This is a genomic window from Photobacterium rosenbergii, from assembly GCF_033022775.1.
Taxonomy (GTDB): domain Bacteria; phylum Pseudomonadota; class Gammaproteobacteria; order Enterobacterales; family Vibrionaceae; genus Photobacterium; species Photobacterium rosenbergii_A.
Genome location: NZ_JAWJZI010000004.1, coordinates 324,979 through 338,534 on the forward strand (window position 1 = coordinate 324,979; position 13,556 = coordinate 338,534).

13 protein-coding genes and 1 riboswitch are annotated in these 13,556 nt (G+C 47.2%); of the genes, 8 read left to right on the forward strand and 5 right to left on the reverse strand.

Translation table 11 applies throughout. The annotated features are described in order from the left end of the window. Positions 1–187: 187 nt before the first annotated feature. The 5 genes from R2X38_RS12365 to R2X38_RS12385 all read left to right on the forward strand — a co-directional run bounded on the left by R2X38_RS12365 (position 188) and on the right by R2X38_RS12385 (position 6,346). A complete protein-coding gene (locus R2X38_RS12365) occupies positions 188–1,468 on the forward strand; it encodes an MFS transporter (RefSeq protein ID WP_317522799.1) in 1,281 nt (426 codons plus the stop codon). A 1-nt stretch (position 1,469) separates the two neighbouring features. Continuing rightward, on the forward strand, positions 1,470–2,492 hold the full coding sequence (locus R2X38_RS12370) for a nuclear transport factor 2 family protein (RefSeq protein WP_317522546.1): 1,023 nt from the start codon (positions 1,470–1,472) through the stop codon (positions 2,490–2,492). Positions 2,493–2,586: 94 nt separating this feature from the next. After that, the gene (locus tag R2X38_RS12375; RefSeq protein WP_411185183.1) at positions 2,587–3,699 is read left to right on the forward strand and encodes a porin; all 1,113 of its coding nucleotides are present in this window, start codon (positions 2,587–2,589) and stop codon (positions 3,697–3,699) included. A gap of 152 nt (positions 3,700–3,851) precedes the next feature. Next, positions 3,852–4,865 (forward strand): LacI family DNA-binding transcriptional regulator, encoded by a 1,014-nt coding sequence (locus R2X38_RS12380; RefSeq protein WP_317522548.1) that lies wholly within the window; start codon positions 3,852–3,854, stop codon positions 4,863–4,865. A gap of 110 nt (positions 4,866–4,975) precedes the next feature. Next, the gene (locus R2X38_RS12385) at positions 4,976–6,346 is read left to right on the forward strand and encodes an L-serine ammonia-lyase (RefSeq protein WP_317522550.1); all 1,371 of its coding nucleotides are present in this window, start codon (positions 4,976–4,978) and stop codon (positions 6,344–6,346) included. Between the two features lie 546 nt (positions 6,347–6,892). Here R2X38_RS12385 and R2X38_RS12390 read toward each other — a convergent pair. The 3 genes from R2X38_RS12390 to R2X38_RS12400 form a co-directional block, all read right to left on the reverse strand. Then, positions 6,893–7,957: a saccharopine dehydrogenase gene (locus R2X38_RS12390; RefSeq protein ID WP_317522552.1), complete on the reverse strand. Its 1,065-nt coding sequence runs from the start codon at positions 7,955–7,957 to the stop codon at positions 6,893–6,895. Positions 7,958–8,002: 45 nt separating this feature from the next. Continuing rightward, complete coding sequence (locus R2X38_RS12395) at positions 8,003–9,496, reverse strand: Na+/H+ antiporter NhaC family protein (RefSeq protein WP_317522553.1); 1,494 nt, start codon at positions 9,494–9,496, stop codon at positions 8,003–8,005. 123 nt (positions 9,497–9,619) lie between these two features. Further along, a riboswitch (Lysine riboswitch) is annotated at positions 9,620–9,797 on the reverse strand. A gap of 439 nt (positions 9,798–10,236) precedes the next feature. Beyond that, on the reverse strand, positions 10,237–10,446 hold the full coding sequence (locus R2X38_RS12400) for a cold-shock protein (protein ID WP_107298781.1): 210 nt from the start codon (positions 10,444–10,446) through the stop codon (positions 10,237–10,239). 419 nt (positions 10,447–10,865) lie between these two features. Between R2X38_RS12400 and R2X38_RS12405 the strand changes: the two genes are divergently transcribed. The 3 genes from R2X38_RS12405 to R2X38_RS12415 all read left to right on the forward strand — a co-directional run bounded on the left by R2X38_RS12405 (position 10,866) and on the right by R2X38_RS12415 (position 12,437). Beyond that, positions 10,866–11,186, forward strand: a complete 321-nt coding sequence (locus tag R2X38_RS12405) for a hypothetical protein (protein ID WP_317522555.1) — start codon at positions 10,866–10,868, stop codon at positions 11,184–11,186. A gap of 189 nt (positions 11,187–11,375) precedes the next feature. After that, the gene (locus R2X38_RS12410; RefSeq protein ID WP_317522557.1) at positions 11,376–11,594 is read left to right on the forward strand and encodes a hypothetical protein; all 219 of its coding nucleotides are present in this window, start codon (positions 11,376–11,378) and stop codon (positions 11,592–11,594) included. Positions 11,595–11,786: 192 nt separating this feature from the next. Continuing rightward, complete coding sequence (locus R2X38_RS12415) at positions 11,787–12,437, forward strand: cupin domain-containing protein (RefSeq protein ID WP_317522558.1); 651 nt, start codon at positions 11,787–11,789, stop codon at positions 12,435–12,437. 19 nt (positions 12,438–12,456) lie between these two features. On the opposite strand, the gene R2X38_RS12420 is transcribed toward R2X38_RS12415, so the two are convergent. Further along, entirely contained in the window at positions 12,457–12,930 is a 474-nt protein-coding gene (locus R2X38_RS12420) for an arsenate reductase ArsC (RefSeq protein ID WP_317522559.1), read from the reverse strand. A gap of 112 nt (positions 12,931–13,042) precedes the next feature. Next, a complete protein-coding gene (locus R2X38_RS12425) occupies positions 13,043–13,519 on the reverse strand; it encodes a GNAT family N-acetyltransferase (protein WP_317522560.1) in 477 nt (158 codons plus the stop codon). Between the last annotated feature and the right edge of the window lie 37 nt (positions 13,520–13,556).

Here is a 13,556-nt window from a genome sequence, read left to right on the forward strand (position 1 = left end):
TTTTATTTGATTATAAAAATAATTTTATTTCATATGTACTTATTTGAATGTATACGTATACCCAAATATTGATATCGATCAAGTTTCGCCGACCTTGGTTTATGAATAATAAATAACGAACGGGCGAGGAGCGTGATTAGAATTTTCACGAGAATGAGCGCCACAAACATTGAAACTTTGGGATGACATCATGAATCTAAAACACATGAGCGAGGTATCGATTCAGCATCGAATACTGGCTTATATCGTACTTTTGGCAGGACACTTCTTCTATGCCTACAACTTTGTAATTATTGATTATGTTCGACCATTTATTGTCGACTCATACGACTCGATTACACTGGCGCATACTGCACAGTTCTACACTTGGCAATCGGTGGGAGCACTACTGGGCGCAATCGTTGCTGCAAAAATTGCGGGTAAGCGCGGGCTCATTTTTGTTGCATTGTTAAACGGTGCCGCAACATTGGTAAACATCGCATTGACTGACTACATGACTTGGTCCATTGCTCGTTTAGTCATCGGTTTTTCATTGGGTGCCTATGCCACTATCGCATTCACCGTTATGACGGGCATGTTCCCAAGCAGCATTCGCGGCAAGATGACCGCCTTTCTATCAAGCATGTTCTCAGTGGCGTTGATCTTTATGGGTGGTTATGCGGCTTACCTATCGAGCATTGATGCACCTTGGCAAGGTTTGATGGTTGCAGGAGGCCTACCACCGATCATTATTGCTGGCTTAATGGCGTTGTTTATCCCAAGTGAAAAACGTTATATCGCCTTTGGCGCAGAAAATATAGAAAAGACCGAAACCGGTGAAGAGAAGAAAGGTAGCTGGGGTGAAATGTTCTCTGTGAACTACCGCCGCTTTACTATCTGCTGCCTACTATTGGCAGGATTGAATTTCTATGGTTATCAATTCTTTAGTGGGTTTGTAACCACTTACCTTAAAGAAGTGCGCATGTTCGATGCGGCAACTGTGGGCCTCATCTTTTCAATTGCCTCATTTGGTAACTTAGTCGGTGGCTGGGTTTGGGGCGCAATCTCAGATAAGTGGGGACGTAAAGTCAACGCATTTGGTTTCATCCTCGCGGGTGTTATGTCTGCCGCATTTTTTGTAGCCCCTTCGAATGTCGAAATTATGGGCTTAAACCTGCTGGCAATTCTAGGCCTTCTTTACAACTTTGGTTTGTCTTCAAGCCTTATCTGGGGTGGTTATTTTATCGAGTTGTTCCCAAGCCACCTACGTGGCTACGGAGCGGCATTGTTCCATGGCGGCCGTATCATAGGTATGTGGGCACCTATGGTTCTTGTATTTATTCAAAGCCAGACTTCACTTGAAACTGCAATGTGGGGATCACCAATCGTGTGGTTTGTCGCAGCATTTGTATGGCTAAGCCTACCAGAAACAGTAAAACATGGCGTTTTCGCCAAAAACAAATCAGACCAACTAGCAACGGAAAAATAATATGTCACGTTTTCAACCTGCAAAAAAATTAGTAAGAGAGTACTTTGACGCGCTAGAAAAGTGCCAGGTGTCTGAGGTCCAATTAGTGATGGACGAATTCATGTCAGATGACTATGAATTCCTAGGCAGCTACCCATTCCGTGAGCGCTCAGGCAAAGCGGAAGTCGCAGCAAAAGTCTGGGAGCCGTTAAAGCAGTCACTCACCCGCATGCAACGTCGTCAAGACATCTTCATCGGTGGTCAGAACGAGTTCAATGATGAAATCTGGGTCATGAGCATGGGTCATTTTATGGGCCTATTCGATACTGATTGGCTTGGTATTAAGCACACAGGCAAGATTCAGCACCTACGCTACGCAGAGTTCAGTTGTATCGAAAACGGCAAGATTACAAAGACAGGTCTGTTCCTTGATTTGATTGGTTTCATGAACCAAGCGGGTTGTTACCCACTACCACCGATGACAGGAAGCCATTTTGTATACCCTGGTCCGCGCAACCACGACGGCCTGTTATTTGAAGATGCACCTGCGGAAGAGAGCGCAAAAACACAAGAAGTGATGAATCTTATGGTGGATGACATCGACCGCCTGAACAAGACAGCACCATTTGCAGACATGGAAACGCTTCGTGAGTGCCTGCGCCTGCGCTGGCAAGAAGACATGATCTGGTACGGTCCTTGTGGTATCGGTGCACAATACACCATCCCTCGCTACCAGAAAGGTCACCAAATGCCATTCCGTAGCGGCCTAAAAGACAAAGTGTTCAATGGTCACGTATGTCGTTTCGCAGAGGGTAGTTTCTCTTGCTTCTTCGGTTGGCCTAACCTATCGAACAAACCTATCGGTGGTTTCCTAGGACTACCTGGTGGTGAGGTAAAAGCAGACATGCAAGTCGTAGATGTGTATTACCGTAAAGATGACAAACTATCTGAGAACTGGGTGCTAATTGATATCCCTTACTGGCTGAAACAACAAGGCCTTGACGTTTTGGAGCGCACAACAGAAATTACCAATCCAAAACTATAACTCATAGTTGCAAAGATGCTCCCAACCTGCCGCAAGGATGCGGCAACTTCTAAATAATTTCAGATTTTGTTTTCCCAAGAACATCTAAAGGTAAATAAGAACCGTGAAAAAATTGCCTACTGTCTGTGCGACTGCACTTGCGACGCTCTTTTCCCTTCCTGCTATCTCAGCGCAAACGATGATCAATGAGGCTGGAGATTCGTTAACTATCAATGGTCGTTTTGAAGCCCGATATCGTGATAAAGGGGGGGACACGCCAACAACCGTTGACAGTGGCAGCTCTCGTCTGGGTTTAAAAGGGGAAAAGGTTCTAGATAATGGTTGGACGGGTTTTGGTCACGCCGAATGGGGTTATAACTCAGGTGCTAATGGCGATAATATTTACGACCGCTTGCTCTATGTTGGCTTAAAACATGATAAGTACGGTAACCTCTCTGTGGGTACAAAACAGTGGTCTGCCTTCTATGATGTTGCATGGTTTACCGATATGGGACGAGTGTTCGGTACACGTGCTTCAGGTCTTTATAATTTAGAAGACTGGGGTATTGCTTCGGGCACTGGCCGTGCAGAAAACTCGCTGGTGTATCGCAATAGCATTGGTGATAGCTGGCATTACGGTATTACCCTTCAGACGGCAAGGAATGATGTCGGTTTATCTGGGTCTGAAAGCAACCGGGCGACAGCAACGTTAGAAAATGGCCTAGGTGGTTCACTCCGTTATAGCGGGATTCAAAATGTGTCCATCGGTTTAGCTTACCAACAAAACAAAGTGAATGACCTTAACCTCAATGTTGATGGTATAGAAAACGGCGATATGATGCGCATCTTGTTATTGGGGGCGAATTATTCAGATGGACACTGGTATCTTGGTGCCACAGCACATATTGGTGAAAATTGGGAAGCGGTTGAAACTTCGTCCGCCACCAACGCGATGTTCGGTACGTGGGGTGGTGAGCTCTACGCTTACTACCACTTTGACAATGGACTACGACCAACATTGAATTACAACTACTTTGAAAGCCGTGATGCTGACGTCGACTACACTCGTCATCTATTGGCACCAGGGTTAGAGTATCACTTTACGCGTAACACCTTCTTACTTTGGGCAGAATATCAAATTGATATGGGCAGTGATCAACTAACGTCTGATCATCAATTTGATAATGCTGAGAATCAGTTCGCTGCTGGTCTGCGTTACTACTTCTGATATATACAGTGACATCGTGATGAGGCAAGAGTCAACGCTTTTTAAGTTGCCATCGCAGAGTGGCAACATGCATAATTTACTCAAGTTTTCGCTGATGGGACAACTACAAATCGTTTGTTCATCATCAAATCAATGAATTTTTGGAGTTGTTTGTGTCAAAAAAGAGCAAAAACCCAACCTCTAACGATGTTGCTCGATTAGCTGGGGTATCACAGGCTACGGTATCACGAGTACTCAGTGGTAAAGGCTACACTAAAGAAGAGACAAAGCAGAAAGTGATGGATGCGATAGAACAGCTTAACTATCGCCCTAATGCTTATGCACGTACTTTAAACAATAGCCGGGCCAACCTAATTGGAATATTGTTACCCAGCGCTAACTATCCTATTTATTTAGAGTTGCTCAACCATTTAGTACAAGCATGCAAACATAAAGGGTATTCAGCCCTCCTAATTCCTGGCGAGCTAAATGAAGAAGAGAACTACTCAATTACAAATTTGTTGCAGTATAAGGTCGACGGAATAATCACCGCGTCTGCACACCATAAGACCAACTTATATTACGAATGTAATTTGCTTGGGCTACCTGTTGTACAGGTTATGCGTGTTGATGTTGACTCCGATTGCAGCTATGCCGCTAGCGACAATTTTGGCGCTGGAGAACTGGCAGCGAGTGAAATGCTCAAGAGAAATGGCCAAGATTTTCTTTATATTACCGGTCATTTACCGTCGAAAACTAACGACGATCGTTTTAATGGCTTTGCAACAGAAGTTGAAAATGAGCTAGGACATAGGCCGGAAAGCTTGGTTACCCACTTTGATTACGAAGCGTGTAAGTCTCTCATACGTAAGCGAGTAAAGCAGAAAGGCGTGCCTGACTCAGTGCTTTGCGCGACGGATGTAATAGCCTATGCCTTTATGGATGTAGTTCGGTTTGAGTTTGGCTATAGAGTGCCCGAAGATATTCAAGTCATTGGTTACGATGATTTAGAACAGTCATCATGGTCAGGCTATAAGCTCACCTCTTTCAGACAGAACATTAAGCGTCTTTCCAATGAAGCTGTTGCGCTGCTCGAGCAACAGATTAATGGTCAAACAGATAGAGTTTTCAATATTAATGTCTCAGCCAAGCTTATTGAACGAGAGACCTTGAGAGAAGCTACTTAAAAGCCGCGTCACTTATTACTAACGACAAGTTAAATTACTGCCTGTATTAACGGCAGGTAGTAATTTGCTACACCCAAAATTCAGCTAAAATAATAAAAGTTGGTAAGTTTATGTTATCTATATTTGATATTTACAAAGTAGGGGTGGGTCCTTCCAGCTCACATACTAATGGCCCAATGGTTGCGGGTCACCATTTTATCCAACTGATTGAAGCCGACCTCCATAAAGTGGTACGTATTCAGGTTGACCTATATGGCTCACTTTCATTGACCGGTATTGGCCATCACACTGACCGAGCGACTCTATTAGGACTACTTGGGAATAAGCCAGATACAATTAAAATTACGTCAGCCAATACAGCAATGCGAAAAGCGATAGAAAACCATGTTTTGCTCGTAAATGGTCACCATGAGGTCGCCTTTAACTATGAAACAGACATGTTATTCCATCAAGAAAACTTACCTCTACATGAAAACGGTATGACTATCTCAGCTTTCGACGGCGCTGGTAAACAAGTGGTTGTTGAAACCTACTACTCTATTGGCGGCGGGTTTATCGCGACAGCCGATGAATTATTGGATGGCAGTAATACTTCACCTGTCCAAGTAGAGTTCCCATTTAGAGATGCTGATGAAATGCTTGTCCAAGCAGAGAAGAATGGTTTAAGCCTTGGCTCAATGGTGCTAAAAAATGAGCTTGTCTTTCAAGACATGAGAGCAATAGAGCAGCGTGTTGATATGATTTGGCAAGTGATGACGGACTGTATAGAGCGTGGTTTTGAAACCGAGGGAATTCTAGATGGTGGTCTAGATGTGACACGCCGGGCCCCGAGTTTACTGAAAAAACTACAAGCCAATGCAGCCATTGATAACGATCCTATGGAGATCATGGATTGGGTTAATCTGTTTGCCTTTGCAGTGAGCGAAGAAAATGCAGCGGGAGGCCAGGTTGTTACGTCTCCTACTAACGGAGCCGCTGGCGTTATTCCCGCAGTATTAATGTATTACCATCAATTTATTAAAGAGCTAGATACCAAGCAATTGAAAGATTTTTTTGCTGTTTCTGGTGCAATAGGTATTTTGTACAAGACCAATGCATCTATTTCGGGCGCAGAAGTTGGCTGCCAAGGCGAGGTTGGGGTTTCTTCTTCTATGGCGGCAGCAGGTTTAACAGCATTACGTGGCGGGAGTAACGAGCAAATATGTGTCGCGGCAGAAATCGCTATGGAGCACTCGCTGGGCATGACTTGTGACCCAATTGGTGGCCTTGTTCAAGTACCATGTATTGAGCGTAACGCTATGGGTGCAATCAAAGCTATCAATGCATCACGAATGGCACTTAAGCGTACCAGCAAGTGCCTAATCTCTTTGGATAAAGTGATAGAAACCATGTACCAAACAGGAAAGGACATGAACAAGAAGTATCGAGAAACTTCACTTGGCGGTCTGGCCTTGATTCATTTAGCGCCTCCTTGTGAATGATTTATAAACTAATTCCAAAGATCGGCCCTTGTCAGGGCTCATGGCAGTGATATTGGTCCACGACGAAAACTAGCTAACGTACTTGCTGTTTGGTAACAATCCTAGCCTATTATCTTGCCGAACCCACAATGTTCTCATCACCTTAAACTGACCTGCTCCTCTAAATCTATCCACTCAAGATTATGGAGCAGTCAGTCTTGACATACTTGAAGTAACGACATCGCCTGTTCCAGTATTTTACTGCTTTGTTCCGTGATACTCGTTTATGTCTTTAGACAACAACGTGATAACCAACTCCGCTGCTTCATCACATAACGCACTTTGAACGGATTCAATTATGTCCATCTGGCGAAAAAAGGTTCTTCCTATTATCGGTGAACAGCGCTTTGAACAACTTTATATCGCACGTCCAATAGTGGGTTACGCAACACAGCTTTGCGACTGAACTTATGGTGTGCAATTTCCTTACCCTCCATAAAATAAAAAGGGATCTAACAAATTGTAGATCCCCTATTCACTTATCAGCCTAGGCGAGTCGCCCCGCGTTTACTTTGCAATGTTCTGCGCTGTCGTATAGAAGTCACGTGCCCTTGCCCAAACGCCGTTTGGATCTTCACCTTTGCACAGAGTCAGAAGATGTGGCAGTAGTTGCCCGGCGAAATCTTCGCTGCTTTCTTTTGGCAGTACTGTTGGTAGGTGATCAACCGCCTGGACATACACCCCGCTAACATCCGACTCGATGATAGGTTTAGACAGCTTGGTACACTGGTTGTAGATGCGGATTGGGTTATCCGGGTTGTTCGGATCGCAGCTGACATCGCTGACCATGCTCAGGCGTGGGTTCTCACCTAGGCTTTCCTTGGTGATGAACGGAGGCGTGCCTTCTGCTAGGTAAGCACAGTTAACCAAGATGTCGTAGTCATTGATTGCGGTGAACGGGCCGCCAGCTTTGGTTTCTTCAATATCCCAGCCGTCGGCATCGATACCCAGCTCGGCAAACAAGTCCAGCGCGCCACGGCCACAGCGGCCAAACTGACCGATAACCAATACCTTAGGCATCTCTGATAGTGTCGCAACCTGCTCGCGCAGTACCGCTAGGTAATGGTCGCGATCAGGGTAGCTGCCCACCGAGCCGAACACGTCTTTACAGTGTAAATGGTGGATATAACCCGATAGACCAATCGCTGCGCCAACGTAGCCTGCCCAGTAACCAAAGGCACATACGCGCTTGCCCATTTCGTCTTGCAGGAACTCTAGGTCAAGAATTTGGCCGCCACCGGCATTGAAGCGGGATAAGATCTGCACCGCTTCATCCTGCCCCTTGAACGCATGGGCAAAGTAAATGTGCTGGTGCTTGAGCGGGAAGTCATCTTCAGCCAGCTCTTTCAAACCCAAGATATAAGCGTGATCCGGTGCGTCAGTCCAGCTATGGCCTGCCGCTAGCTCACAGCCCAAATCAACATAGGCTTGGTCTGGGAAAATACGGGTATCGCTGCGCTCGACAATCACTTGGGCACCCGCATCAATCAGTGCTTTGGCTCCGGTAGGTGTCAATGCCGTGCGGTGCTCACCCACTTTTACTTCATCTCTTAGCCAAAATAGTGTGTTCATTTTCAATCCTTTTTTTAAACGGTAGCTCGTAATAGCAATCGCTATTTAAGCGGTAACTGGGGTGGCTGCGGCCTGACGGCGCACCATCAAAACTATCAGTGCAACTTGCAATACGGCGGCCAGTACGATGGTGTACGGGCTACGAGTGATTTCGGCAACCATGAAGCCGATGCTGGCGGTCACGCCAGTCAAAATAGCGTACGGGAACTGAGTACGGACATGGGAAACATGATCACATCCGGTCGACATCGAGCTAAGAATTGTCGTGTCGGAAATCGGTGATGAGTGATCCCCCAGCATGCCGCCACTTAGCGCGGCACCAATACAAATCAGCGGGTCGGCACCCAGTGCACTGGCAACCGGTACCGCAATCGGGATCAGGATGGCGAAGGTGCCCCAGGACGAACCTGTTGCCACCGAGATAAAACTGCCGATAATGAAAATCAATGCAGGCAGCATAAACACCGGCAAGCGGTCATTCATCACCTGGCTAATATAGTCCCCAGTCCCCAGTGATTTACAGATATCACCCAAGGTCCATGCCAATAGCAAGATAACCAAAATTAGCATGATCCGCTGCATTCCCGACACAAAAGTGTTGAAGGCTGTCGAGGCGGTCATAGTTTTGGTGTAGGCGTAGTAGGCAATCGCCGTTACCGAGGCAATCAGATAGCTGGTGCCAAGCGATGCACGGATCACCGGGCCATTGATGGTGCCATGCAAGTGGTAATTGTAGGTGAACAGCGCGATTAGCGAGCCAAACAGTACCGCCAGTGGCAATACAATCAGTGAGATACGGCCTGATTTCACCTGCTGGTCATCCGCAGATTGCACGCTCACCTCAGCCTGCTGGCGCGCTTGCCGCTCAACTTCGGCCATTGGCCCCCAGTCTTTTTTCAACACCGCGTAGACAGGCACACTGAACAGTGCCAGCAAGGCATAGAGCTGGTAAGGGATCACCTGAAGGAAAGTCGCAAAACCATCGACCGGCTGGCCCATGTTATCAAACGCGTTCTCGATCAGGCCCTGCGAGTAAACACCCCAGCTAATAATCGGGATCAGCACACAAATCGGTGACGAGGTCGAATCAATGATAAAGGCCAGTTTCTCCTTGCTCAGCTTGAGCTTGTTGTAGATTGGCGAGAACATCGGACCAAGGATCAGCGAGTTGCCCGAGTCGGTAAAAAACACCCCGATCCCGGTTGCCCAGGTCGCAAGCTGAGCTTTCAATGGTGATGATACATAGCGGGTTGCCATGGTCGAAAACGCTGCCATACCACCGCTTTGCTCGACCAAGTAGATAAAGCCGGAAATAATGGTAATAACAATAATGATCTGTGCGTTGCTGCCCGATGCAAGCTGTGTGAACGGTCCGTCAGACAAGAACATCAACGCAGTATCGACAGGGTGACCCTTGGTTAAGATCAACATGCCGCTGATCACTGCAACGCCCAGAGCCAAAACAACATGCCGAGTGGTAAAGGCGAGTATCAGCGCCAGCACCGCGGGTACGATGGACAATAATCCGTAATCAGCCATTCGTAGACTTCTCCTAATAAACAACATAAAAAAATGTGAATACGCAGAGGAGGGGCGCAAGGAGTACGCGAGCGACAAAGGCTGTACGAAATCGGTAAGCGAACTTACCTGTTCGAAAACAAAAATTGCTGTAGCTCTCCATCCGGGCTGGGCCCGAGATGACAGTGCTGCTCCTATTAAGAACAACCCCAGCAGCTTGGCTGACGACCAAAACCACTTCGGCATTGACTCCTTTCGTTTAGCTTCACCGGCTGTCGACCTTCACTAAACTACTCTTAGGCAATGCGCCTCTACGTCGCAGGCAATGAATAACCACCCGCTTTGTATTGAATAAAACACAAAAACGCACAATCCAAATCAACTTGACGCCATATTGTGATCAAAATCACACAATATATTTTATTAAACACTCAATTAACAAAACATTGCACTACTGGCTACTACACTTGCAGCAACAATAACCACAAAGGCTATTTTTTGCTTTCAACAGTGAAATTTCACATCAGTTATTATCTGGGTTAGTCTTCACATTGTCGGGGTTGGCCTGAGAGGGCCTGAGAGGGCCTGAGAACAATACAAGGTACTGGTGCTAAAATAGAGGGTGAGCCTGCATATTTACCCAGCGGTACCTAAATAAAAAAGTGGTTAAAGGTATGTTGAGGGAGGAGCTGGGGATCAGATATAGCAGATACAAAAAATGCCGGCCTAGGCCAGCATTTTCTTCTCTAAAGTTCGAAAACTTATAGAGTAACTACGTTCGCAGCTTGAGGACCTTTCTGGCCTTGCTCGATGTCGAAAGAAACTTTCTGACCTTCAGAAAGAGTCTTGAAACCTTCAGAAGCGATAGCGCGGAAGTGTACGAATACGTCTGCACCGCCGTTCTCTTGAGTGATGAAACCGAAACCTTTTTCTTCGTTAAACCACTTAACGATACCAGTAGACTTAGACATGTGCTGTCCCTTATGTAAATTCATTTTAACCGCCAACAACGGCGATCGGAAGTAATTGAATTATTAATGTTACGATAAATATAAGGGAAACAGTTAGATACAGTACGAAAACGTAGATGTATCAAATGGTTTAACTTGTACTTGATGTTGCATTAAATAACTCTTCTCAAATTGAGCACGTGCATCATAACAGCTGAATGGAAAATATGCAGTGAATTTTTGACAAATCTTAATAAAATTTCAGAGATATTAACAATACGTTCAGCAATCAAGGCCCTCAATTCTCACTGGCCAAGCCGCTGGGGCCATCGTAAGCTTGGCCAAAACACATTTCGAAACACTTCCCCAAGGCATTTTTCAGCATCTATTCAATCACTGCAGCTATGATGGGGCGAAATATCCATAGAGAAAGTAATGAAATGAGTGTGTTCGACCTGATCGCTGAAAACCAGATCCAAGACTACAACCGCCGCAAGGCCAATGGTGAAGTGAAGGAATCACGCACGATTCAGCCGGAAGACAGAACCAGCTTCGAGTCCCACCTGTTCAAATCCATTATTGGCTGTTATGAAAAAGCAGCCGAGAAGTCAGAAGGTGAGCGTCAGGCACTGGAAGAGCGTGCCGAAAGCCTGAGAATGCAGCTACTGATCGGGTTGGAGCAAAAAGGGATGCGCATTACTGCCCAATCCATGGCTAAAGAGCTAATGGCTAAACGTCAGGCTATTTTGGGTGGCGCTTAGACACCAAAATATGTCTTTTTGTAACAACGGGTTACGTCATATTAATTCCCACTGAGGCATCGCTCTCAAATATACAAAACTTCATTGCAACGCCACGATATCAATTGATAAACCTGATGCATATCAAGTTTTGTTCTGGCCAGTTCTGGTTAATTTACAACCAGACAGAGCGGTCAGGAGGACGATGTTATGAAAGTACCTATTCGATGCCCAGAATGTAATAACACCTCGGGACTAAACCGGGTAAGACGTAGGTGGCACGAAAAATCACTGGTTACTGCAGGCCAAGAAAAGCTGCAATGCCCAATGTGCCTTTCATTTTTCATGCGGGGTATTGGTCAGCAAGAGCTTCTCTATGTCGGTAGCCACGATGCCGTGAAGAAAAAAGAACCAGAATTTGAGCTATAGTTCCTCTCGTATCAATTTAGCAAGCTCAAATATCAGCATAAGCGCCTATCATACAGGCGCTTTTTTCATTTCTGGCTAGCTTTCATTGACCGTTCAATGGCTGATGTTGATACTTATAGCAAACTGACGAATATTCAGGCCTACCAAAGATACCGCAGGCAAACATCGGACCAATAATGGAAGGGGCGAAGCATGCTCAACATGGATTTTAAGCAGCGCGTGGTGATCAAGACCGAGCAGATAGAGTGGCAGGCCAGCCCGGCGAACGGGGTGTGGCGCAAGCCACTGGAAAGGGAGGCCAAGGAGTCGGGCCACACCACCAGTGTCGTCCGCTATGCCGCAGGCTCGTCATTTACCCCGCACCCTCACCCGATGGGCGAGGAGATTTTTGTGCTCGAAGGTGTTTTCTCTGATGAGACCGGCGACTTTGGCCCCGGCACCTATATCCGTAACCCGCCGGGTAGCCAACATGCGCCATTTAGCAAAGAGGGATGTACTATCTTCGTCAAACTCAACCAGTTCATGTCGGAGGACAGTCAGCAGGTCCGCATAGATACTAACCAAACACCCTGGCAACCGGGGAGCGGTGGCCTCCAGGTTATGCCGCTGCATGAGTTCGGCCATCAGCATACCGCTTTGGTGAAATGGCCGGCTGGCGAGCGATTCCAGCCCCATCGCCACTGGGGCGGTGAGGAAATATTCGTGCTTTGCGGCGAGTTCAACGATGAGTTCGGCAGCTATCCAGCAGGGACTTGGCTGCGCAGCCCGCACCTGAGCGAGCATTTTCCCTTTGTCGAGCAGGAGACGGTCATTTGGGTGAAGACGGGACACTTAACGAGTTAAGCTTTCGAGAAACGAGCCACTACCCCATCGCCCCGATACGCTCCAACTCATCATGTATTTCCTGGTGGGTCATCTTCTCGAAATAGCAGGTTGCCAACTTGTCGATACGCTTTTTCAGTGACACCGAGGCGAGGTGGCACTGCTCTTCGAATTGCACTTCGTCGTCGACAACATCCAGCGGGTTATTGAGATCCCAGTACACCCTCACCCCGTCAGCCAACCAATTGGGGCCTTGCTCACCATGCTGGATATCACAGACCGATATCACGATATCCGGGTGGAAATGGACGAACTCCTCCCACGATTTGCTGCGGTAGTCCTTGGCGTCCAGCCCCATATCATTGAGATATTGCTGAACAAACGGATGCAGCTCCCCGGTTGGATCGCTGCCGCCACTGGCCACCTCGAACCTCGGTGGGAGAAAGCGCTTGCCGATAGCCTCGGCCAGAATACTGCGGCAAGAGTTGTGCTTACAGACAAATAAAATTTTCACCGGCCCCCCGATACATCTATACAGTATTCAGTGTAGAGAGTCGGTCCTGGCGAAGTGTGACACTTTTTTTGCACTGGGCGCTAAACGCAAAGTCGAGACGCCCCCCGAACGGTTATCTGTTTTGCAGGGTGTAATAGTCGACGCCTTGCTCGCAATAGCTGTAGTGGAAACCCAGCTTCTTAAGCACATTGACCGAGCCAATATTATCGGGTTCAACACCGGCGATAAAATGGGCACCGTGCTGGTGATCGGTCAAATAGGCCACCAACCCTTGCATTGCCTCGGTGGCAAGCCCCTTGCCCCACTGGGCCTCGGCCAGTACATAACCCAGGCGGTAGCCGTTATCCGGCTCGGGAAAGACAAACAGGTACCCTATCGCTTGCTGCTGCTCAGTTAGCCGCAGAACAGAGCCTGTCTGTGCCATGCCCTCCAGCCAATTGTCGACATCCCAGGCAGTGCGGAAGTTCTGGCAGGCAGGCGGCAGATGGCGGCTGACCGGCTCGGTGAACATGGCCATAATTTCAGCCTGGATACCCGGCATGGCGCGGTCCAGAGCCGAGGCCACCAAGCGCTCCGTAGAAAATGTCATGTCTGCTTGCATCAATGAAACCCGTTAACTCAGTCTA